Annotated in this window: 21 protein-coding genes; 9 read left to right on the top strand and 12 right to left on the bottom strand. The window is 40.2% G+C overall.

The features are described 5' to 3' along the window. Positions 1 to 164 precede the first annotated feature (164 nt). Both QTN47_RS06605 and QTN47_RS06610 read left to right on the top strand, forming a co-directional pair. Positions 165 to 680 carry a HEAT-like fold family protein gene (locus tag QTN47_RS06605; RefSeq protein ID WP_369328552.1) on the top strand — a complete coding sequence of 172 codons (516 nt, stop codon included), beginning with the start codon at positions 165 to 167 and terminating at the stop codon, positions 678 to 680. A 209-nt stretch (positions 681 to 889) separates the two neighbouring features. Then, complete coding sequence (locus tag QTN47_RS06610; protein WP_369328553.1) at positions 890 to 3,265, top strand: ABC transporter permease; 2,376 nt, start codon at positions 890 to 892, stop codon at positions 3,263 to 3,265. 38 nt (positions 3,266 to 3,303) lie between these two features. On the opposite strand, the gene QTN47_RS06615 is transcribed toward QTN47_RS06610, so the two are convergent. The 12 genes from QTN47_RS06615 to QTN47_RS06670 form a co-directional block, all read right to left on the bottom strand. Then, entirely contained in the window at positions 3,304 to 3,831 is a 528-nt protein-coding gene (locus tag QTN47_RS06615; protein WP_369328554.1) for a DUF2061 domain-containing protein, read from the bottom strand. 259 nt (positions 3,832 to 4,090) lie between these two features. Continuing rightward, entirely contained in the window at positions 4,091 to 4,579 is a 489-nt protein-coding gene (locus QTN47_RS06620) for a hypothetical protein (RefSeq protein ID WP_369328555.1), read from the bottom strand. 329 nt (positions 4,580 to 4,908) lie between these two features. Next, a complete protein-coding gene (locus tag QTN47_RS06625; RefSeq protein WP_369328556.1) occupies positions 4,909 to 5,397 on the bottom strand; it encodes a hypothetical protein in 489 nt (162 codons plus the stop codon). Positions 5,398 to 5,775: 378 nt separating this feature from the next. Beyond that, the gene (locus QTN47_RS06630) at positions 5,776 to 7,026 is read right to left on the bottom strand and encodes a tetratricopeptide repeat protein (RefSeq protein WP_369328557.1); all 1,251 of its coding nucleotides are present in this window, start codon (positions 7,024 to 7,026) and stop codon (positions 5,776 to 5,778) included. Further along, the gene (locus QTN47_RS06635; RefSeq protein WP_369328558.1) at positions 7,026 to 8,378 is read right to left on the bottom strand and encodes an AAA family ATPase; all 1,353 of its coding nucleotides are present in this window, start codon (positions 8,376 to 8,378) and stop codon (positions 7,026 to 7,028) included. The genes QTN47_RS06630 and QTN47_RS06635 overlap by 1 nt, the downstream gene beginning before the upstream one ends. 116 nt (positions 8,379 to 8,494) lie before the next feature. Next, on the bottom strand, positions 8,495 to 9,727 hold the full coding sequence (gene serA / locus QTN47_RS06640; RefSeq protein ID WP_369328559.1) for a phosphoglycerate dehydrogenase: 1,233 nt from the start codon (positions 9,725 to 9,727) through the stop codon (positions 8,495 to 8,497). Positions 9,728 to 10,025: 298 nt separating this feature from the next. After that, complete coding sequence (locus tag QTN47_RS06645) at positions 10,026 to 10,277, bottom strand: type B 50S ribosomal protein L31 (protein WP_369328560.1); 252 nt, start codon at positions 10,275 to 10,277, stop codon at positions 10,026 to 10,028. A 289-nt stretch (positions 10,278 to 10,566) separates the two neighbouring features. Beyond that, entirely contained in the window at positions 10,567 to 10,944 is a 378-nt protein-coding gene (locus QTN47_RS06650) for a Dabb family protein (protein ID WP_369328561.1), read from the bottom strand. A gap of 128 nt (positions 10,945 to 11,072) precedes the next feature. Then, complete coding sequence (locus QTN47_RS06655) at positions 11,073 to 11,564, bottom strand: YajQ family cyclic di-GMP-binding protein (protein ID WP_369328562.1); 492 nt, start codon at positions 11,562 to 11,564, stop codon at positions 11,073 to 11,075. A gap of 45 nt (positions 11,565 to 11,609) precedes the next feature. After that, positions 11,610 to 12,275 carry a YggS family pyridoxal phosphate-dependent enzyme gene (locus QTN47_RS06660; protein WP_369328563.1) on the bottom strand — a complete coding sequence of 222 codons (666 nt, stop codon included), beginning with the start codon at positions 12,273 to 12,275 and terminating at the stop codon, positions 11,610 to 11,612. A gap of 26 nt (positions 12,276 to 12,301) precedes the next feature. Continuing rightward, positions 12,302 to 13,483, bottom strand: a complete 1,182-nt coding sequence (locus QTN47_RS06665; protein WP_369328564.1) for a hypothetical protein — start codon at positions 13,481 to 13,483, stop codon at positions 12,302 to 12,304. 56 nt (positions 13,484 to 13,539) lie between these two features. Further along, positions 13,540 to 14,487, bottom strand: a complete 948-nt coding sequence (locus tag QTN47_RS06670) for a DUF3078 domain-containing protein (protein ID WP_369328565.1) — start codon at positions 14,485 to 14,487, stop codon at positions 13,540 to 13,542. A gap of 139 nt (positions 14,488 to 14,626) precedes the next feature. Here QTN47_RS06670 and miaB point away from each other — a divergent pair, with 139 nt between their 5' ends. The 7 genes from miaB to QTN47_RS06705 all read left to right on the top strand — a co-directional run bounded on the left by miaB (position 14,627) and on the right by QTN47_RS06705 (position 21,849). Continuing rightward, complete coding sequence (gene miaB, locus QTN47_RS06675; protein ID WP_369328566.1) at positions 14,627 to 16,045, top strand: tRNA (N6-isopentenyl adenosine(37)-C2)-methylthiotransferase MiaB; 1,419 nt, start codon at positions 14,627 to 14,629, stop codon at positions 16,043 to 16,045. A gap of 119 nt (positions 16,046 to 16,164) precedes the next feature. Further along, the gene (locus tag QTN47_RS06680; protein WP_369328567.1) at positions 16,165 to 17,445 is read left to right on the top strand and encodes a sigma-54 interaction domain-containing protein; all 1,281 of its coding nucleotides are present in this window, start codon (positions 16,165 to 16,167) and stop codon (positions 17,443 to 17,445) included. A gap of 10 nt (positions 17,446 to 17,455) precedes the next feature. Further along, entirely contained in the window at positions 17,456 to 17,989 is a 534-nt protein-coding gene (gene lptE, locus QTN47_RS06685) for an LPS assembly lipoprotein LptE (protein ID WP_369328568.1), read from the top strand. An 82-nt stretch (positions 17,990 to 18,071) separates the two neighbouring features. Beyond that, complete coding sequence (locus QTN47_RS06690; RefSeq protein WP_369328569.1) at positions 18,072 to 19,277, top strand: DUF8458 domain-containing protein; 1,206 nt, start codon at positions 18,072 to 18,074, stop codon at positions 19,275 to 19,277. A 3-nt stretch (positions 19,278 to 19,280) separates the two neighbouring features. After that, complete coding sequence (secG, locus tag QTN47_RS06695; protein WP_369328570.1) at positions 19,281 to 19,637, top strand: preprotein translocase subunit SecG; 357 nt, start codon at positions 19,281 to 19,283, stop codon at positions 19,635 to 19,637. Positions 19,638 to 19,857: 220 nt separating this feature from the next. Continuing rightward, positions 19,858 to 20,889, top strand: coding sequence for an endolytic transglycosylase MltG (mltG, locus tag QTN47_RS06700; protein ID WP_369328571.1), 1,032 nt, complete (start codon positions 19,858 to 19,860; stop codon positions 20,887 to 20,889). 3 nt (positions 20,890 to 20,892) lie between these two features. Then, the gene (locus QTN47_RS06705) at positions 20,893 to 21,849 is read left to right on the top strand and encodes a YihY/virulence factor BrkB family protein (RefSeq protein WP_369328572.1); all 957 of its coding nucleotides are present in this window, start codon (positions 20,893 to 20,895) and stop codon (positions 21,847 to 21,849) included. The last annotated feature ends 127 nt before the right edge of the window (positions 21,850 to 21,976 follow it).

Raw genomic sequence — 21,976 nt, forward strand, 5'->3', positions numbered from 1 at the left:
TAAAACCTGCCCGTCTTTATGGCGGGCTTTTTTATTAGTTTGGGCGTGCTTATTTTCATGTTCAATTTCAATTATCCGTTTTCAATTCATTCTCGCATTTGCACATTTGCTAATTTGCACATTCTTCCTCATTTTCAATTTTCAACTGTCAATTTTCAATTAGAATGAACATTCGCGAAGAACTCTTAAAAGAAAAGATCCATTCAAGAGACCACGCACTTGCCATAAGCGAGTATGCTATTCAATCTGCAAAGAACTTTAAGCAACTTATGCAATGCTTCCTGGATAAAGAAACACGGGTAGCTCAAAGAGCAGCATGGAGCGTGAGCTGGGCCGGCCGTGAAAAACCGGCAATGATCAGACCGTATATTAAAGATCTTGTTGCGCAACTTGACAGGAAAGATGTGCATCCGGCCATCATCAGAAACTCCGTGCGAGTGTTAGAAGCGATTAATATACCGGAGGAATTTCATGGAGATGTAATGAATGCATGCTTCGCCTTTATTGAAGAACCGTCTACACCCATTGCTATTAAAGCTTTCTCGCTTACAACGTTATTTAATCTCACAAAAACTTACCCTGAAATAAAAAACGAACTAAGAATAATTATCGAAGAAAACCTGCCACATGAAACAGCGGCATTTAAATCCCGCGCAAAAAAGATCCTGCCAGCCTTGTAAGCACTTCCGGGAAATGTATTTGACAGCGGCCGAACCGTTTTGAGAATGTTAACTTCATGCATCAAATTAAAACACTCATTGTATCAAAACCGGACATAAATAGCGTCCAGAATAGCTCATAATATTTTGTTTATCATAATGTTATAAAACAGGCATTTTCTTAGCTACGTATTTTCGGATAGGATTGTTAACCTGACGAAAAATATTACATGTTTCAGAATTATTTTAAGATAGCCTGGCGAAATCTCAAGAAAAACAAAGTATTTTCTTTCATTAATATATTGGGCCTGTCCATCGGCATTACCTGTTGCCTGATGATCTTTTTATATATCAACAACGAATTCAGTTTTGATAGTTTCCACAAAAACGGTAAAAACATCTACCGCGTAATGCGTGGTTACGACAAAAGCAAAGGAAGGGCTCCGTATCTGTCACCTAATTACGGACCAGCCTTGTTGAACGATTATCCTGATCTGATAAAAAGGGCTGTTCGCACAATGCCGACGAACGCATTGGTAACATATAACAATCATGCGTTTAATGAATACAAGATCTACTTTACCGATCCGGACTTCTTCACCGTATTTTCATTCCCCTTACTTAAGGGAAATCCCGAAACAGCGTTAAAAGATCCGTCAAGCGTGGTGTTAACAGAAAAAACAGCAAAAAAATACTTCGGAAATGAAAACCCGGTTGGAAAGATAATTGAGCTGGATAAGCACATGCTTTTAAAGGTGACGGGTGTTGCAAAAGACATACCCAGCAACTCTCATCTTGAATTCAGTATGATCGTTCCGCTTGCAAATTATCAGAATGCCGACTGGTTCAAAGGCTGGCTCAATAACAATCTCTTTGTTTATGTGCAGCTTAATGACCATGCGACAAAAGCTCAGGTTGAAAAAAACTTCCCTATGTTTATGGATAAATACCTCAGCAAGGAACTTGAAAGATCGGGAAGCAAGTTTGATCTCGCTTTAACTCCATTATCTGAAATTTACTTTGAACCTTTTTCCGGCTTTGACAATGTAAAACATGGCGACAAAAAAGTTGTCTATATATTTCTTTCCATTGCAATCCTGATCCTGTTGATAGCCTGTATCAATTTCATGAACCTTTCAACAGTTCGGGCTGTTGAAAGATCAAAAGAAGTCGGGCTTAGAAAAGTAATGGGGGCTTTAAGAAATAACCTGATCGGACAGTTTATCGGTGAGTCAATTTTACTAACTTCCATTGCCTGCTTTATCGCATTTGTGTTATTTCAATTATTGATGCCACTCTATAATCAGTTACTTGGTTACACGCTTGAAGTAAATTGGAACACACCCGGAATCTATTTATTTCTGCTGACTGTAGTGATCATGGTAGGCTTCCTCGCAGGTAGTTACCCGGCTTTTTTTCTTTCATCGTTCTCTCCTACTGAATCATTAAAAGGAAAACTAAGGCTCGGCAAAGGTGGCTCTTTTTTCAGGCAGGCACTGGTTGTTGTGCAGTTCAGCATATCTGTATTTCTTATTATCGGCACAATAGTCATAATGAATCAAATGCATTACGTGAAGAGTAAGGAACTTGGTTTCGATAAGGAGCAGACCGTAGTTGTAAAACTGAACAATGACGAAATTTATGATCACCGTGTTACATTTAAACACGCGTTGGAAGCCAGCCCGAATATTGCTGGAGTTTCATTAATGTCCGGCGAACCCGGCGGCTTCTTTGACGATTATCCCTTTAAAGTAGAAGGACAAAATGATCAGATCTGGAAGGCAAGAACTGAATTTTCAGATTTTGAATTTGCCAAAACGCTTAATATAAAGATTATAGCAGGAAGAGATTTATCCGGCCAATTTGCTACAGATACTACCGATGCAGTTTTGATTAATCGCACTGCAGCAGCAAAACTCGGTTATACACCCGAACGGGCCATAGGTAAATGGATCAGAAATACATTTAGAGATACCGCCAACAGAAAGATAGTAGGTGTTGTAGAAGATTTTAATTTTCTGTCTTTAAAAGAAAATATGGATGCACTTGTCATCTCTCCTTCTGACGACAGAAGGGTAGCGGTAATTAAACTAAAATCCGGCAACCTTCAAGCTGGCATTGCAGCCATAAAAGCAGCATACAATTTGGCAGCACCTGTTTATCCATTTGAATTTACATTCCTTGACCAGGACTTCAACGACTTGTATCAGGCGGATATGCGCCAGCAAAAAATACTCAGCATTTTTTCAGGACTCGCTATTTTTATTGCATGTCTTGGTTTATTCGGACTGGCATCGTTCACAGCATCCAAACGCACGAAAGAAATTGGTGTAAGAAAAGTACTTGGATCTTCTGCCAATAGTATTGTTGTTCTGCTTACGAAAGATTTATTGAAGCCAGTTGTTATTGCAGCCCTGATAACCATGCCTGTTGCCTGGTATGCCATGCATCAATGGTTACAGAATTTTGCATACCGGGTAAATTTGCAATGGTGGGTGTTTGCGCTGGCTGGTTTTATTGCGGGATTGATTGCGGTTGTTACTGTGAGCTATCAGGCGATTAAGGCAGCTGTTGCCAATCCCATTAATTCGCTACGAAGCGAATAACCCTCTTACTGTCTTACTATCTTACGGTCTTACGGTCTTCATTTAACGGATACATTAACAGTTGCCAACTGCTGTGACGACTGAGCAGCGGGCTCTTTAGGGCTAATGGTGATTTGCCTGTCCACTCTACCCCATTTAATTTTCAACCAGATCCTTTCATGCAGCCAGAACAATGCAATTTTTGTCACTACTTCAGTCGCACCAATTGCCAATGCTTTTGTATAGTCGCCGGTCCAGAACAGCGCGATAATAATGGTATCCAATGTACCAAAAAAGCGCCAGCTCGCACCTTTTACAACACTTCTGTAATGCTTTTCAGTTACGATTATTTCTCCGTCTTCATTCTTTGTGTATTGCAAACCAAAACGCGATCTTTCCCATATACGTTCATGCAGGTAGAATAAACCAATTTTGGTTATGACTTCTGTAAGTCCAATTTTAAAGGCTGCTTCAATATGCCCTGTGAATAACCAGGAAAGGAAAATGGTATCGCAAGTAGCAAAAAACCTCCATGAGGTGGCTTTAACAAAAACCCGGGCGTTTTTATCCTTCTTTGTCGTTGGCATAATGCTATTCTTTTAATTCCCCTAATTCATATTAACTTACTAGGAATTATGGATAAAAGTAGCAAATAATATTTTACAAATGAACTTTTTGAAAAGAAAAATATACCAAAATGGTAGGGTATTATTCACACTCACCTAAATTAATGTTTATCAGATAATTAGAAAACATGGAATAAAGTATACTAAAAGAACTTTGCCTTGTAGCAAACAAAAAAGCCTCAGGATCTGAGGCTTTTTTTTCAAAGTTTTCTGTACTTATTTATGGGAAGGACTTGCCACAGGCTACAGGAGTTCTGGCTCCTACTGCAAGTGATATCTGCCCACCTCTTGTATAAAATTCATCGTAATTTAAACTGTCCTTGGTCACTTTTAAATGTTCCCAGGTCACAGGCAGCACCTGGCCTCTGTAATCGATGTTGTAAACCAGGATGCTCTTAATTGAATCTTTAAATGACCAAGATGGTATGTTGTAAGTATTCACGCCATCAAAATAAGTTCCGGTGTTGTCATCTTTAAAAAACACGTACTCCTTGTCGAAATTCATATTGTTGTTACTTCCACCACGTAAGTAATAATACATTTTGTTTCCCTGCAGCGCTCTCAGCTCTTTCAGCTGCCAGGCTTGCTTGGTTAACACTTCGCGGATGTTGATGGGAGGTTCTGGTTCCGGGGTTGGTGTGTGTACGTTTTTTGTACAGGCTAGAGCGATTACTAAGATCGATACGGTTGCGGTTAGCAGTTTTTTCATTTTTTTTGAGTTTAGATTCCACAACAATGATAGTTGCAAAACACTAATAATCAAAAAAATATTAAAACTTTTCTGATTAAAATCGGTGAACAATATTCCAACATCGTCCATCGTTACTTCCTTGTTTCATTCTAACCCCTTTTCCATTTCCTCCCTCCAAAAATTTCACCTGTCGCACTTTTCGCCGGTCTTACTATCTTACACGTCTTACGGTCTTACATGTCTTACCCGTCTTACTGTCTTACGGTCTTACTGTCTTACGGTCTTACTATCTTACGGTCTTCAAAAAAAGAGGCCACATCAAATGCAGCCTCCCTTCTAATAATTATTTACTGAGGATTGGTCCCCGTTGATGGAATTCTTGTGGCCACTGATAACGCTGTCTGCCCGTTCCGTGTAAAAAATTCACTGTAGTTAAGGCTGTCATTAGTTACTTTCAGATGTTCCCAGGTAACAGGTATTGTATCACCCCGGTAAGCAACATTGTAAACAACTACGCTCAATGCAGCATCTTTAAAATTCCACGAGGTTATCTTGTAAGCACTGTCCCCGTTGAAATATGTGCCTGTATTATCGGTTTTAAAAGAGATATACTCTTTGTCAAAATTGGCAGTATTGCCCTGCCCGTTCCGCAGGTAATAAGATAGCGTATTACCTAACAACGCCCGTATTTCCTTTAATTTCCAGGGTTGTTTGGTTAATACTGCGCGGACATCTACTGATGTTTGTTCTGGTTGATCGGTTGAAGAATTTACCTCTTTCTTACAAGAGAAAATCAACACTGTTAGCGAGAGAAGGATCGTTAATTGTTTTTTCATTTTGATTCAACTTGTTAGCATGATTGATGATAGTTACCGTAAATCCTGGCTTTTCATAAAAAAACAATGGAAGTAGTTTTCGGGCGAACAGAACAACTTCTGTTGCTCGCAATCAAGGGAGAGTGTCAGAAGAATCAAAGGATATGATTTTGTTGCTTGATGATCTTAAAAAAGACCGGTTCTTTCTTTAGAGTTTCTTACTACAAATTGCTGTAGAAAAAAATCAACAATATTAATATAGTGCTGCTCAGCTTCCGGGAACTTCAACTATAAAGTCTTGATCCTTTTGAAGCACTTATCGTTCTGTCTACAATCAGCTTAAATGTAGTAAACAAAAAACATGCTAAAATTTTGTTACTTAAAAATAAGGTAAAAAACTCATTTACTAAACGAACCTACCCAGGTATATATTACAAATGCTATGAGATAAATAGTCAGCAAGACAGAAAAGGCATTTATTGATACGAAACACAATGGTATCGTTATTAACCCGGTTATAATTAAACCGAGTTTTAACCAGTCGATAAATTTATTTGCCGCAAATTTTACAGGATAACTTAGCTGGCTCAGTGGCATAGCCAAAGAAAAGATGATTACAGCAGGCACAAACCTGTCTTCGGCCTTCATGGGGAAATATCCGGATAGTGAAAGCAAAACGATGCTTAGAAGAATAGTTAACCCAACTATCCGTGCATTAAAAATTTCACTCTTCGTAAGTGCATACTTACCTTCTTTATGAAAAGACAAATAAAGATTGGCAAGAGAACTGCCGATCCATGAAAATACCACAAACACAAGGTATGCGACAATTAGAACATATGCTAACATCTGAAGCCCTGCTGAAGTGCTTGCAGAAGTTGCCAGCCTTACACCTAACCATAATGCTATAATAATTCCCCATCGTGCATTTTTAGATTTGGTGGAAAGCCACAATGAAAACATCAGCATCCAACGGTATGGAGGTACATTAGCCTTGAACGATTCTTTTAAACCGTGGCGCGCCCGGTCCATTCCCGGTTCTATTCTTAAAGCCTCCCTGAAATGCTCCCTTGCCTGTTTGTGTTTTCCCTTTTCAAGAAAATGCCACGCATAGTTGGTGTGCGTAAAAGCGTTTTCGGGATCTATAGCCAGCGCTTCTTTTATCGTTTCATATGCCTCATCATTGTTCTTTAGCCTGAACAGCGCTTGTGAGCGAACGTTGAGACAGGTTAGTTCTTCGGCATTTAACGCAAGACCCTCGTTGGCTTTTTCAAGCGCAGCACGATAGTTTTTTTGCTCCATGAAAATATAACCATACAGTCCAAAATAACCGGCGTGATAAGGATTCAGGCGGATAGCCTGATCCAGCTCACGCACTGCATCTTTGAATTTATCCTGCTGATAATAACAAAAAGCAAGCAGGTAAAAAGGTCTGTCATTGTATGGATCGAGGTGAATGGACTGATTGAGGAGTGAAACAGCATCATTATATTGCTTCACGTCAACTTTACATTCAGCCAGCACAAGAATAGCCTCATCATCATTAGGGTCTTGCTGCAAGGCATACCCTATTTCCTTTTCCGCATCCTTTACACGTCCCTGCTGCAGTAATAGCCGAGCCCTTTCTATATGCCTGTTGTCGCCAAACATTATTTGTTTATTTTCAGATATTGGAGAATGTCGTCATAAAGTCCCGACTCATTTGCGTATAACGCATAATTTCTTGCCGTTCCAAACCATTCCTGGGTTGTTGGCCTGTGTTGTTTAACAGCTTTCTGCAGATCCTTTGTAGTAATTTTTTCCAAAGAGCCTTTTGCCATAGACTCTTCCAGTTTAGCTTCAGTTGCAATATCAACGATAGCCTGAATATCGGCACCGGAATACTCAGCAGTGCTTTTCGCTAAGGCGTTGATATCAATATTTTCAACAGGTTTATTCTTTAGATGTTGTTTCAATATTTCTGCACGTCCTTTTTCATCAGGAGGTGCAACAAACACAATGCGATCAAAACGGCCCGGCCTTCTGAATGCACTGTCAACACTCCATGGAGCGTTCGTAGCTGCGAGAACAAGAATGCCATCATTCTTGCTGGCAACGCCATCGAGTTCCGCTAAAAACTGGTTTATTACATGGCGCATGCTGCTCTGGCGAAGGTCACTTCTACTTGCACCCAACGCATCAACTTCATCAAAGAACACTACGCATGGTGCGTTCTTCCTGGCATATTCAAAAACTGCGTGAAGATTTTTTTCGCTGTTACCCATCCACATGTCCAGGATATCATGCAGACCAATATTAATAAAGCCGGCATTGATCTCACCTGCAGTCGCCCTGGCCAGGTATGTTTTTCCACAGCCCGGAGGACCATACAGCAAAATCCCGCCACCGATCTTTTTACCAAAAGCCTTATAGAGATCAGGATTTTTCAGTGGCTGGATGATCTTCATTGAAATCTCATTCTTTACCTTATCCATTCCGCCAACATCTTCAAACTTGATGTCGGGTTTCTCCATAAAGAAATTTTGTTTCGATGCCTTTTCATCTTCAAAATCACCAAAAAACTCTTCTTCATCAAATTCATCGGAATCAGTAAATGTACCGGCTGAAGGAGAGCGCAACATGCCATCCAACTCTTCATCCACGAAAGAAGGATTAATGGCAAGCACTTTCTTATATACTTCTATAGCCTCGTCAAAAGATTCTTCCTTAACAAGCGAACGGACAAACAATACCATTTCATCCCACGAAAGCACTTCTTCCTTAAACAACTCTTCAAACACGATAACGGCTGTAGAGTATTTTTTCTGCCTGTAATATACGGATGCCAAACCCTTTTTGGCCTTTATATTGCCATAACTGCGTTTAAGTACTTCGTTGTATTGTTCCGCGGCTTCGTTAAGTAAATGCTCTTTTATCATCATCTCTGCCAGATGCAAACGCAAAGGAATATTCTCCGGCGAAAATGAAACTGCTTCCTTTAATTGTTCAATTGCTTCACTCATAATCTTTAGCTGCCAGCTTTCAGCTATCAGCCGTCAGCTGTCTTATATTTAATCACTAATATGCTACAATAACAACAACACTTTTTGCTGAAGGCTGAAAGCTCAAAGCCGGTTGCCTAATACAACATTCTTACTTTGATTGTTTCTTTTACATCTCTCAGCAATTCCAGTGCTTTGTTAGACAATTTTTTATCTACGTCGAGTACTACATAACCAATGTCCTCATTGGTTTTCAGGTACTGCCCTACAATATTGATGTTATTTTTTGATAACTCGGTGTTAATTGCACTTAAAACACCGGGTACATTATTATGTATGTGCAAGATGCGATGAGCGCCCTCTACCGGCGGCAAACTGATTGCAGGAACGGTATGAGAACCAAAGCTCATCCCTTTTTCAAGATAATTGAAAAGTTTGATGCTTACATCTTCACCGATATTTTGCTGGGCTTCTTCAGTAGAGCCACCAATATGCGGTGTTAACAATACGTTTGGCAAACCCTGCAAAGGCGCCTCAAATTTATCGCCGTTCTTTTCAGGTTCCCAGGGATATACGTCGATAGCAGCACCCGCTAAATCACCCGCCTGTAAAGCATTGCGCAATGCTGGCAGATCTACCACTTCTCCCCTTGCGTAGTTGATCAGAATAGAACCTTTCTTGAAATATTTAAGATTGTTCTTATTAATGAGATTTTTTGTCTGTGCTGTTTCCGGCACATGCAGGGAAATAACATCGCTCTGGCTAACTACTTCTTTCAAAGACTTGTAGCCGGTGGCATTACCGAGGGGTAGTTTAGTTTCCACATCGTAAAATATCACTTTCATACCCAGTGCTTCAGCCAAAACGCTCAATTGTGAGCCGATATTGCCATAACCGATAACACCAAGTGTTTTGCCGCGTAGCTCGAAAGAGCCTTTAGCATCTTTCATCCAGATTCCCTGGTGCGCAGCATTATTTTTATCCGGAATTCTTCTTATCAGCATGATAGCAGCACCAATTACCAGTTCTGCCACACTTCTTGTGTTGCTGTAAGGAGCGTTAAACACAGCCACTCCTTTTTTAGTGGCCTGTTTCAGATCAACCTGGTTAACACCAATACAAAAGCAACCTATCGCTTGTAATTTTTTTGCTTCTTCCAGAACCTTTGCTGTAATCTTCGTTTTTGAACGGATCCCTAAAAGATGCACGTTCTTTATTTCCTTTATCAGTTCTTCTTCACTAAGTGCACCGGAAAGTTTCTTAACGTTTACATAGTCGTTTTGCTTAAACTGTTGCACAGCTTTGTCGCTGATGTTCTCTAAAAAAAGAATGTTGATTTTCTCTTTTGGATAACTTGTTAATTGGCTCATTATATAGCTAGCTTTAAAGTTGACGAATATAATATGATTTTCGAAAACAATGAGGTTTGGACAGCGTAGATATATGTGCGCTGATAATTGTAGAAATTTTACGGATCAACAAAATAGTAGCTATTAAGCGATCGTATTGCTGTATGATGTTTAATCAGCGGCTTCCAAAATCCAAAACATTGCAAATCGAAGAGTTTATAGAAAGAACTAAAACCTGGCGGCGTTACGTCAAAACAAAAATCCCCCCGATGTGTGTAGATACATTTCGGAGGGATTGTTATTCATTTTAAAAAGAAAACTATTTTTTCTTTTCGTAACGTTTCTTGAATTTATCAATACGACCTGCAGTATCCACCAGTACATTTTTACCTGTGTAGAAAGGATGCGAGGTATTCGAAATTTCTAATTTTACCAATGGGTATTCTTTACCATCTTCCCACTGAATGGTTTCTTTAGTAGCAGCGGTAGAACGACTTAAGAAAGAAGTACCGTTACTCATATCTTTAAACACAACAAACCTGTAACTTTCCGGATGGAGACCTTGTTTCATAAAATTTTATTTTTTAGGCCGCACGGTTTTTGCCGTACTGTTATTTTTTTAGAAGCGCGAAGGTAGGCGGTTTTGATGGTAATACCAAAAGAAAGTCGGAATTCCTTCTGTTGTTGCAAAAGTACGAATACGAAGTACGAAGTACGTTGGTTCTATCCGTTTCCCACACCTCATCAACCTTATGGTTTTCAACAACTTAGGCTTTGATCACTTCAGTAAACCTGTCACACCCTTCACTATTCACCTTTCACATTCACTATTGACTATTTACGGCCACCTTCTGCCGACATCAATAATTAATAACAAACGCCCCCGCCCAGCTTTCCTTATTCACTTGTATAAAGCGCTGATGAGCAGGATGATGGAAATATTTTTCTGAATCTTCCTTGGTTTTAAATGTTACAACGTGTACATAGTCATAGTCAGCAGTTTTTTCGTAAGGTACTTTTTCTGCAGGACCGGCTTCATAAGCAGCTATTTCCGGAATACTGTCTTTCAGCGAAGCGAAATATTGAATATGCTTTTGTTTTGCTTCTTCAGAAATGCCTTCCTTGAATTTAAAACAAACTACGTGTTTGAACATTTTATCTTTTTTGTGGGTGATGAAAGCAACAGAAAAGATGGCGACGAGAAGCACAGCCATCATAAGCAAGTCAGTTTTTTTCATATGTCGTTTTATTTTTAGCGTAAAGCCTAAAGCGCAAAGCTTAAAACCCAATCGATTCTAGCCATTGTCACCCTCTCCGCAACCGAATGGAAATTTTCAACTGTCAATTTTCAATTCTCAATTAATTACTAGCTTTTCATATTCGTGAACTGCAACGGAAGCGTTAAACCGGCTCCTTTCAAAGCAGCGATCACAACCTGTAAATCATCAATTTTTTTGCCCGTCACGCGAACAATATCGTCCATAATCTGTGCCTGCACTTTCAGACCTGAATCCTTGATTATTTTTACGATCTTTTTTGCATCATCTTGTTTAAGCCCGTTTGTCACCGGTATTTCTTTCTTAACCACCTTACCGCTTGGGTACGCATCTTTTTCAAAATTGAAAGCCCCGGCATCGATGCCCTGTTTCATAGCCCGGCTAATAATTACATCGATCACCTGCTTCATTTTCATGTCGCTCTCAACCTCAACGTTTACCGTGTACTCTTTCTTATTCAGGTCAATAATAACAGGTGAATCTTTAAAATCAAACCTGTTGCTGATCTCTTTTTTTACAACGTTAATGGCATTATCCAAAGTCTGGAGGTCAACTTTGCTCGCAATATCAAAAGATGGCATTTTGGTGTCGTTTAAAATTGAAGAATTTACAAATATAATTTGTTTTTACATTTTTGAAGGCCTTGTTCCGAACAACAGACTTCCTATCCGCACCATGCTACTGCCTTCCAAAACGGCTACTTCATAATCTCCGCTCATTCCCATCGATAGTATATCGAACGCATGTCTTTGAGCGTGTTTATTAAAGATAGTATGTAAATAGGCAAACTCCTGTGCTATTTTTTGCCTGTTATCAGTAAAAGAGGCCATTCCCATCAGGCCTTTTACGGCTACATGAGTTAAAGATTCGGTTTCAATCCGCCCAAGCGCTTCGTCCAGCTCTGCTTCATCAAATCCAAATTTTGTTTCCTCCTGTGCAATGTGTACCTGCAGCAGGCAAGGTATAACACGGTCGTTTTTGGCGGCTTGTTTGTTTATCTCGAGCAACAGTTTGTAGCTGTCAACCCCATGTATTAAATATACAAAGGGGGCGATGTATTTTACTTTATTTGATTGCAAATGACCAATAAAATGCCAGTGAATGTCTTTGGGCAGTTTTCCTTCTTTTTCCAATAACTCCTGCACATAGTTTTCACCAAAATCGCGCTGCCCTGCTTCATACAAAGCGGTTATATCTTCAACCGGCTTCGTTTTACTTACGGCAACAAGTGTTACCCTTTTATCTGATAGCTCCTCAGTAATGCTGTGATATGCCTCCAGGTTTACAGCCATGTCTTTTGTTTGGTTCAATAAAAATCTTAGTAGCCCCGCTTTCTTAGTTCTGTCAGGTACTCCAGTAACAAAACATTATTATAGGCAGGCGAATAAAAATAGAATTTTCCGATGCCCGTAGAGGCCATCATTCCTCTGAATGTGTTTGGAAGATATGTTGCCATATCCCCAATAAAAAAAGCAAATTTCCGGCTTTCTATGTCATCAAAAGTAATGTTTCCATTGCTATTTATTATTTCAGCTGCGGCGCCTAAACGGAGCAGTGAAGTATTTAAAATCACTTTATCCATCAGCAAATCAGTGGACCGAAATAACTCTCTCGCCGAGTTGATCAGTATTGGTTTTAAGCTATCCAATGCCGGCATTTGGTATTTGCCCAACAATCTTGCAAAGTGATAAATAATGACGGCCGAACGGCTGTAGTGCGGAGAAATATAAGCCGGGTCAGTCATATATTTTTTATCAACAATAACCTGCCTGATCAGATCAACAGAAGCACTGTCTTCCTTTTGCCATGTAAGCTGATTCAGCTGCACAAAGTAAAGTACGTTAGCAAGTACGCAAACATCAAAATCCACCGGCATCTTCTTACCGAACCAGGTTGAATAAGCCGGGATATCCCGGTAATTTTTAAAAGTATTTTTTACGCGCTTATTTTTCAGGTTAGCGTGTTGTCGCATCAATTCATGTACCTGCTTCGCGGTAGAATCATTGGCCTGAAGTGCCATCAATATCATTACCGTGTCGTCTGTGTCATCCGGCATGGAGTTGCTTTTATCAAACCAGTTTAGCCAGCCACTGTTGGGAAAGATTACGGGAGTATCTGTTTGCCAGAAGTTGTATATGGGTTGTTCTTTTTGGTTGCGGTATTTATAAAAAGAATTGATGCCTTTACTGTAGATGCTGTCGATTAATATTTTTTCTGGCTCCTCAACATCATTTCTCAGCTGCTTCAGTGTAAACAAAGAAATAGCGGTAAAAAAGATATTGTCATCAGCTTTATAAGTATTGCTTTTTCTTGCGTAGCGACGATAACTGGTAAACATACCGGGCGAATAGAAGCTGTCTTTTTTGACTTGCAGCGCTTGTATTCTTTCCAGTATTTCTGCGGATGAAGGAAAGTTTTGGGCACAAAGATCCTGCAATAAACATACTGCTATGGCCAACAACAATATTAATCTTGCAAAATAATTATATCTGTTCTTCATTATCGCGCAGCTTATTAAATGCGCAAAGTACGTTAAAACTTATCAGTGAAAAAAGCCTATGACTTTTTACCGAGATTTAGTGCAAATCCGATTCCTATCAGACTTTTGAGCTGAAGAGCGGGACTATTTTTTTGAGGTCCAAACAGCTTGACATCATCGTCATAGATCATCTCCAGGTTGTAAGAAGCCTGGATGTATTTGGTTATTTTAAACGCGAGGCTATTGGTAAAATAAACATCCACATTCTGGGGATTGTGCATGTAATTCGTAAACAGGTCGAGTCTTCCTTTGTAAGTGATCACTTTCCAGATAGTCTTATTGTATGTCATTGATGAAAAGGCACCTATTTCGTTTTGCAGATGATTGCCTTTGCCAACGCCATATAGCCCTTGCTTAATAAGATAAGGGTCGGTCATTAACGTCCAGCGTGAAGTTGCCGGTGAAAGAAACAAAGAGAAATCTTTCGGTTTATAATCCATACCCACAGAAATCAAGGTATAAGCCGGAGATAAAAATGTTGAAACAAATGTTCCGCTATCACGGGAGTAATAGGTGTAGCCATCAAATAGCTGCGTTCTAAAACTATAGAGGGCAGACAGGTACCATTTTTTATCTAACTGATAGCCATATTTTGAGAGAAAGTCAACACGGTCATCATTTTTACGGCTTCCCAAACTCGTTGTTTGAACATAGCCTAAATATATATCGAGGTTGCTGTCCCAGGAGATCCTCCCTTTTCTATGCAGCAAATAATAATTGAAATAGGCATTCAACGACATAGAGAAATCATCACCACCCGCAGCCCAGTTAGACAATGTTCCCTGAGCCAGGTTTGCATTAAAAGTCCCACCGGATTTCCATCTCATTTTGGCCGTATCGGAATCAGGAATCCCTTTTATTGTCCTGAAAATTTCAGTGGGCAACGTTCTTAAATTGTTGAGTTGCGACAAACCTACCGTAGAAAATAAAAACATATATGTGATTAGTAGGCTTATTCTTTTCATGTAGCTATTTGAAAGTCATGGGCTAAGAATGGGCACAAATATAAAAGTGTGAAACCAAAAAAAACTGTTAACAATCTGCCAAACTGGCACGGTGCACATTTTTGCTTACATTTGCGCTGCAAATTTTTTAATGATGGAAATGCTTGATCTAGCAACTAAAACACATAATGAAGAACGCCAGGGCGAAGCATATGCTCCCTTTGCAAATGATGTAAATGAGTATAAAAAAAGATTCTACATTGAAAGCTATGGTTGCCAGATGAATTTTAGTGACAGTGAAATTGTTGCTTCTATATTAAATAATGAAGGATTTGGTGCCACCAGGAATTTTGAGGAAGCTGATCTCGTTTTATTGAATACCTGCTCTATCCGTGAAAAGGCGGAGCAAACTGTTAGAAAAAGACTTACAGAATTCAGAAAGGTTAAGGAAGCAAGGCCTGGTATGCTTGTAGGCGTGTTGGGCTGCATGGCTGAAAGATTAAAAGCAAAATTGCTGGAAGAAGAAAAACTGGTAGATCTTGTTGTGGGTCCGGATGCTTATAGAACACTCCCTCTATTGATTGAAGAAGCTGAGACCGGTCAGAAAGCAGTGAATGTGTTGTTGAGCCGTGAAGAAACTTATGCTGACATATCTCCCATCCGTTTGGACAGTAACGGCGTAACCGCTTTTGTTTCGATCATGCGCGGCTGTAACAACATGTGCAGCTTCTGCGTGGTACCTTTCACAAGAGGCCGTGAAAGAAGCCGCGATGCGCATTCCATTATTGCAGAAGCTGAAGATCTTTTTAGCCGCGGTTTTAAAGAGGTGACTTTATTAGGGCAGAATGTAGACAGCTATTACTGGATAGATGAAGCCAACGACGAAACAGTAACATTTGCAAAATTGTTGGAAAAAGTAGCACTTGTATCTCCTGATCTACGTGTGCGTTTCAGCACTTCTCATCCTAAGGATATTACAGAAGAAGTGCTCACTACAATGGCTAAATACGAGAACATCTGCAAGTACATTCACCTTCCGGTACAAAGCGGCAATACGAGGGTACTTCAGTTGATGAACCGTACCTACACAAGGGAATGGTATATGGCTAAGGTTGACCAGATCAGGCGTATTTTACCTGACTGTGGAATCAGCAGTGATATGATTGCCGGCTTCTGTTCCGAAACAGAAGAAGAACATAAAGACACGCTGAGCATAATGGAGCATAGTCAATATGACTTCAGCTATATGTTCTTTTACAGCGAGCGTCCGGGCACCCTGGCAGCCAGACGATATGCAGACGACATTCCCGAGGATGTAAAGAAAAGAAGGCTTCAGGAAATAGTTGAACTGCAGAATAAACTTTCATTAGACAGTAATCAAAGAGATATAGGCAAAACTTTCAAGGTTTTAATTGAAGGTGAAAGCAAACGTAGCGAGACCGATTGGAAAGGAAGAAACAGCCAGAACAAAATGATCGTTTTCCCAAAAACGGAAGGCTCTGATCTAAAAAAGGGCGACTATGTTTGGGTGAAAGTGACTGAATGTACACAGGCTACATTGTTAGGTTATACGTTGTAAGTTGTACGTTATACGTTGATCTGAGCGAGGGATTATAGTTGTGATGAAGTGTCTTCTACCAGGCGAAAAACGTACAACGTATCACGTAAAACTTATAACTCAAAAATGAAGGATTGACCATGGATATACAAAGTATTAAAAACAGGTTTGGAATTATCGGCAATTCACCGGCGCTAAATCACGCACTGAATGTTGCTGCCCAGGTGGCCTCAACAGATCTGAGTGTTTTAATAGTGGGTGAAAGCGGTGTGGGTAAAGAGGCTTTTTCACAGATCATACATGCATTGTCTGCAAGGAAACATAATCCTTTCATAGCTGTAAACTGTGGCGCCATACCGGAAGGAACAATAGACTCGGAATTATTTGGTCATGAAAAAGGATCTTTCACCGGCGCGGTAGATGCCCGCAAAGGATATTTTGAAACGGTAAACGGAGGAACGATCTTTTTGGATGAAATCGGTGAAATGCCGATCGGTACCCAGGCGCGCCTGCTAAGAGTTTTGGAAACAGGGGAATTTATACGCGTAGGTTCATCCAAAGTGCAGAAAACAGATGTGCGTGTAATTGCGGCCACCAATAAAGAGTTGCTGGAATTTACGCAGACAGGTAAATTCAGGGAGGATCTTTATTACCGTTTAAGCACAGTTCCAATCCGTGTTCCGGCCTTACGTGACCGGAAAGAAGACATTCCTCTTTTGTTCAGAAAATTTGTGATCGATTTTTCTGAGAGATATAAAACAACTCCTGTTCAGCTGGACGACGATGCCCGTAACCTGCTGGTAAATTATCCCTGGCCGGGTAATGTTCGCGAATTAAAGAATATTGCCGAGCAGATCTCTGTTCTTAGCAAGCAACAGTTAGTAACGGCATATGATTTAAGCACTTTTTTACCGGAAAAGAACATGAACCGCATGCCGGTTCTTGCCAGCAACGGCGCAGCTCATGCCAACGAATTCAACAATGAACGGGAGATCTTGTATAAGCTCTTTTTTGATATGAAGAAGGATGTTACAGAGCTTAAAAAAATGTTCCTGGAAATCCTGCAGAATCCGGCCCTTGCAGGAAGCGCAGCCAGTTACACCAAAGAGTCTTTGTTGAATGACTATGTGAGTAACGGAGACGTGCAGCACAACATAATGCCTGCACCGTCGGTTGTTCAGCCTTCGCTCATTCCGCAGGTCAGCCATTCAGCCAGCCAGCCGGTGATCCTTCACGACAATGATGAAATCTATCATCATGAAGATGTAGAGGAATCACTTAATATTATGGACAAGGAAAAAGAACTCATCATAAAAGCTTTGAAAAAGCACCGCGGCAAAAGAAAAGATGCTGCCCTTGATCTTGGCATAAGCGAAAGAACGCTTTACCGCAAGCTGAAAGAATATGATATAAACGATTAAGATCATTAACATGAAACAAAAATTCGGCGTGCCCGCTATGAACAGAACCATTCTTCAAATACTTTTTGTTAGCCTTATAACACTACTCTCTGCCTGTGGCGTGTATACGTTTCGCGATGTGTCAATTGATTACAGTAAGATCAAGACATTTAAAGTAGAGTTTATTGAAAATAAGGCACCATATAAAAACCCACTGTTGAGCCCTAGTTTAACGGATGCCCTAAGACAGAAAATTACGAGTTACACGAAGCTTACACCCACCCAAAACGATGATGCGCATTACCAGATAAAAGGCTATATCTCTAATTATTCGGTTTCAACATCCGCCATCTCCGGGCAGCAGGCGGCAGCAAACAGGCTTACGGTAGCAGCACACATGACATTGATAAACACTGTGGAAAATAAAACGCAGGAATTTGACGTTAGCAGAGACTTCGACTTTTCAGCCGGAATATCATTAACCCAGGCCGAAGGATCGTTAATGCCGGATATTGTTAAAAACATGTCCGACGAAATTTTCAACCGGTTGTTTTCGAACTGGTAACCCCCGTGAGATTTGAACTGCATCAGTTTGTGACGGATGCGATGTGTAAACAACATTTTTCACCCTTTATTGTATTTAGTACATGACTGTGTTTGAAAATAACATATTAAAATCGCTGACGGGTAAATCTTCGTTTGACCAGGTGTCCGTTCAGGAGCTGGAATCTATCATCCATAAATATCCGGCTTTTTCAACGGCACAATTGTTACTGGCCAAAAAACTCAGGCAGATTGCGCCTAAAGAAGACGCCGCTATCCATCAAACGCAGAAAACAGCTTTATTTTTTACCAATACGTTTTGGCTACATCATCTTTTGCAGGATTCCACTCACAAAATAACCGGCCCTTTCAATAATAAAATCACCAGCGAAGAGACAGTTTTCGTTGAGCCGGAATCAGACTCTATTGAAAACGAAGAACTGGTAACTGTTAATGAAAATGAGCAGCAACTTTCAGTTGAAGAGGAAGAATTAGCTGAAATAGAAGCAGAAACGCGGGAAGAAATTCCTGCAGATTCAGTAATAGAACCAATTCAGGACATTAACCATGCTGAAGAGGCGGAAATTGCAAATGTTCAAAATGTAGCTGGCAATGACACTTCGGATGTTGTAATATCTCAACAGGAAGAAGTTGAAGAGAAGATTGCCGGATTTGAAGCGCCGCAGGAAGCGCACAATTTATCAGCAGCCGCAATTAGCGAAACAAAAGAATTATTGCTGGCCGCAGAAAAGGAACCGGAAACATTTGCTATTGATAAGTCTCACTTTACAAAAGATCTTATTTCTACAGACGAATTTGTTGAAGAAGAGGAGGAACTGGAAGATGATGAGCCATTACAAGACATGACTCCGGAGCTTTCTAAAGTACTGACCGCCCAAATGGCTGAGTTCAGTAAGCCGATAGATGACACTACGCGGTTACCGATTGAATCTGAACCATATCACACAATAGATTATTTTGATTCCCAGGGAATTAAACTGGATGCTAACAAGCCGCAGGATACCGTTGACAAAAAAGTAAGGAAATTTACCGACTGGCTAAAAAACATGAAAAGGCACAACATTCAGCCGAATGACCTCGGTACAGATCCGGAAATGGAGCATGCAATTCAACAGATTGCCGAGACATCCAACGAATCCAGGGAAATCCTCACCGAAACAATGGCAGAAGTTTATATTAAACAGGGAAAAATACTTAGTGCCATCAATCTTTATAAAAAATTAAGTTTTTTGAATCCGGATAAAACAACTTATTTTGCGGCAAAAATCAAGCAAATAAAAGATTTATAATTTATGACAGTTTTATTTTTCATCCTTATTTTATTAGCGGCTGGCATATTGGGATTCCTGGTATTGATCCAAAATCCAAAAGGTGGTGGTTTAGCCGGAAACATAGCTGGTTTTAGCAACCAGTTTATGGGAGTTAAACAAACAACCGACGTATTGGAAAAAGGTACCTGGTTATTCTCAGGCATTATAGCTTTATTGTGCTTGTTTTCTATTTTGTTTTTCAAAGGTGGTGCAACACAGCAATCTCCTGACATTATGCAGAAGATCAATACAAATGTGCCTGCGCAGACAGCACCTGCAACGCAACAGACAGCTCCTGCTACTGCACCTCAAACAGCTCCTGATTCAGGTAAACACTAATTTTACCCAGATATAATTTGACCCTGCCTGGTAAATACAGGCAGGGTTTTATATTTTACGATACTGTTACAGCTAATGTATATTGCAGTCATACTGAATTATCTGACTCAAAATCTGTTAGCCAACAAAGTTGACCGAAACCCGAACCATTGAGAAAACGAGGTTAAGAACAAGAGGACAAACAAGCGGGTATATCCGGTAACTTTTAAAAATCATTTGGATGAAAAAGACAATCAGATATATCTTAATCGCACTGGTAGTGCTTGGGGCTTTGTTCGCATGGATGATATTGGGCTCCGCAACCACATTCTCCGAAAAATCAAAATACATCTATATAAAAGATGGCGCTGATGCCAAAAGCCAGGTACTGCAACAACTTGAAGAAAAGAACATTGTCAGAAACAGATGGTTGTTCTCCATTATGGCTAACCGGCTTCAGGTATGGGATAAATTAAAGCCCGGCAGGTTTGAGATCAAAAAATCACAAAGCCTGCTGAATATCGTAAGAACATTCCGCAATAACACGCAGTCACCGGTTAAGCTCGTCATCAATAAACTTAGAACACAGGAAGAGCTGGCTAAAATAATTGGCAAAAATTTCTCCGCTGATTCAGCAGATGTAATGCGGTTCATCAGTAACAACGATTCTCTCAAAAACCTCGGGGTTGACACAAACACACTGATGACAATCATTATTCCGGATACGTATAACTTCAACTGGAATACTTCCGTCCGTAGAATACTCCAACGTCTCCAATCAGAAAAAGATAATTTCTGGGATAAGAATAACAGGCTGCAAAAAGCGCAAAATTTACATCTTAGTCCGGAGCAGGTTTACATCATTGCATCCATTGTTGAAGAAGAAACGAATATGAATGAGGAGAAAGGAAAGATCGCCAGTGTTTATATTAACCGTTATAATAAAGGGATGATGCTGGGCGCAGATCCCACCATCAAATTCGCGTTGAAGGATTTTTCGCTGAAACGTTTGTATTATGGCCATCTGGACGTTAAATCACCATACAATACCTACCGCAACAAAGGATTGCCTCCGGGCCCGATCTGTACGCCTTCACCGGTTACTATTGACGCCGTGCTTGATTCTCCGCAGACTGATTATCTTTTCTTTGTAGCGGAAAGTGATTTTAGCGGACGGCACCATTTTAGCAGCAACTACGCAGAACACGAGCAATATGCCAAATTATATCAGCAGGCGTTGAACGAAAGAATGAATAAACAGCAAAACAAATAACCTTTGACCAAGCTAGAACGCATCCTCGTCAATACAAGACCCGTTACTTTTGCCATCAACAAGAGTAAGAAAATTACGCTGCCCGGATTTGAAGGGCTGCCTTTGTATGACGTTGCGCGATTCTTTTTCAGGCAGATCAAGAAGGTAGGATTGAACGAAAGAGCTGCCGGCATTTCATTCAATTTTGCAATGGCTATTCCCGCAGCTACCATCTTCTTATGCACGCTCGTTCCTTATATACCTATTTCGAAAGAATTTCTGAATGAGCTGTTCCGTTTTGTAAGAGATCTTACGCCCAACCAGGAAACGCGAACTTTTGTCATCAATTTTATGGATGATTTTTTCAACAAACCAAAAACAGGTCTGTTGTCTATAGGTTTTGTGCTGGCGCTGTTTTATTCTTCCAATGCAATGATGGGCGTGATCAGGACATTCGACAGATCACTATACGAGATTCATCGCACCAATTTTATCAAGAAAAGGTTAAGAGCTATAAGACTTACGCTCATAGTGATATTTCTGCTCATCGGCACTGTACTTATATCTATGGGGCAGGGAGCTTTCTTTAAGTCTGTTCTGCATTGGTTGCATATCCGCCGCGCCAGCTCAGCCTGGTTTATTAAAACGCTGAACTGGGCCTTTATCATCGTCCTCTTTCTTTACTCTATTGGCTTTATTTATAAATATGCGCCCTCTGTTCAAAAAAGATGGCCTATACTTACACCAGGTGCAGTGTTTGCTACAACGCTTATCATTCTTGCAACCTGGGGCTTTTCCTTTTGGGTGCAGAATTTCTCCAACTACAATAAATTTTACGGATCGATAGGCACGGTGATGATCATTATGCTGCTAATCTTCATTAACTCTTTAATGATCCTCATCGGCTACGAGCTTAACATCAGCATCACCTATCTGAAGCAGGAACAGCAGATCAAACAGAGAATTCAAAATAGACCGTAAGACCGTAAGATAGTAAGATCGTAAGATCGTAAGACCGTAAGACATGTAAGAGGGCTGTTTAGGCTCAGCACCGTTTTTTTCAGGAATCGCCATTCTTTACTATCTTGACGGATTTAATTTTTCTTAC

It is taken from the genome of Danxiaibacter flavus (assembly GCF_041060425.1).
Classification (GTDB): domain Bacteria; phylum Bacteroidota; class Bacteroidia; order Chitinophagales; family Chitinophagaceae; genus Danxiaibacter; species Danxiaibacter flavus.

Bases quoted from the DNA above. Each gene is read 5' to 3' on its own strand.
- QTN47_RS06645 (WP_369328560.1), bottom strand. From the start codon at position 10,277: ATGAAACAAGGTCTCCATCCGGAAAGTTACAGGTTTGTTGTGTTTAAA.
- QTN47_RS06630 (WP_369328557.1), bottom strand. From the start codon at position 7,026: ATGTTTGGCGACAACAGGCATATAGAAAGGGCTCGGCTATTACTGCAG.
- QTN47_RS06620 (WP_369328555.1), bottom strand. From the start codon at position 4,579: ATGAAAAAACTGCTAACCGCAACCGTATCGATCTTAGTAATCGCTCTA.
- secG (WP_369328570.1), top strand. From the start codon at position 19,281: ATGACAGTTTTATTTTTCATCCTTATTTTATTAGCGGCTGGCATATTG.
- QTN47_RS06615 (WP_369328554.1), bottom strand. From the start codon at position 3,831: ATGCCAACGACAAAGAAGGATAAAAACGCCCGGGTTTTTGTTAAAGCC.
- QTN47_RS06665 (WP_369328564.1), bottom strand. From the start codon at position 13,483: ATGAAGAACAGATATAATTATTTTGCAAGATTAATATTGTTGTTGGCC.
- lptE (WP_369328568.1), top strand. From the start codon at position 17,456: ATGAAACAAAAATTCGGCGTGCCCGCTATGAACAGAACCATTCTTCAA.
- QTN47_RS06635 (WP_369328558.1), bottom strand. From the start codon at position 8,378: ATGAGTGAAGCAATTGAACAATTAAAGGAAGCAGTTTCATTTTCGCCG.
- QTN47_RS06655 (WP_369328562.1), bottom strand. From the start codon at position 11,564: ATGCCATCTTTTGATATTGCGAGCAAAGTTGACCTCCAGACTTTGGAT.
- QTN47_RS06670 (WP_369328565.1), bottom strand. From the start codon at position 14,487: ATGAAAAGAATAAGCCTACTAATCACATATATGTTTTTATTTTCTACG.
- QTN47_RS06680 (WP_369328567.1), top strand. From the start codon at position 16,165: ATGGATATACAAAGTATTAAAAACAGGTTTGGAATTATCGGCAATTCA.
- QTN47_RS06605 (WP_369328552.1), top strand. From the start codon at position 165: ATGAACATTCGCGAAGAACTCTTAAAAGAAAAGATCCATTCAAGAGAC.
- QTN47_RS06650 (WP_369328561.1), bottom strand. From the start codon at position 10,944: ATGAAAAAAACTGACTTGCTTATGATGGCTGTGCTTCTCGTCGCCATC.
- QTN47_RS06625 (WP_369328556.1), bottom strand. From the start codon at position 5,397: ATGAAAAAACAATTAACGATCCTTCTCTCGCTAACAGTGTTGATTTTC.
- serA (WP_369328559.1), bottom strand. From the start codon at position 9,727: ATGAGCCAATTAACAAGTTATCCAAAAGAGAAAATCAACATTCTTTTT.
- QTN47_RS06690 (WP_369328569.1), top strand. From the start codon at position 18,072: ATGACTGTGTTTGAAAATAACATATTAAAATCGCTGACGGGTAAATCT.
- miaB (WP_369328566.1), top strand. From the start codon at position 14,627: ATGCTTGATCTAGCAACTAAAACACATAATGAAGAACGCCAGGGCGAA.
- QTN47_RS06660 (WP_369328563.1), bottom strand. From the start codon at position 12,275: ATGGCTGTAAACCTGGAGGCATATCACAGCATTACTGAGGAGCTATCA.
- QTN47_RS06610 (WP_369328553.1), top strand. From the start codon at position 890: ATGTTTCAGAATTATTTTAAGATAGCCTGGCGAAATCTCAAGAAAAAC.
- mltG (WP_369328571.1), top strand. From the start codon at position 19,858: ATGAAAAAGACAATCAGATATATCTTAATCGCACTGGTAGTGCTTGGG.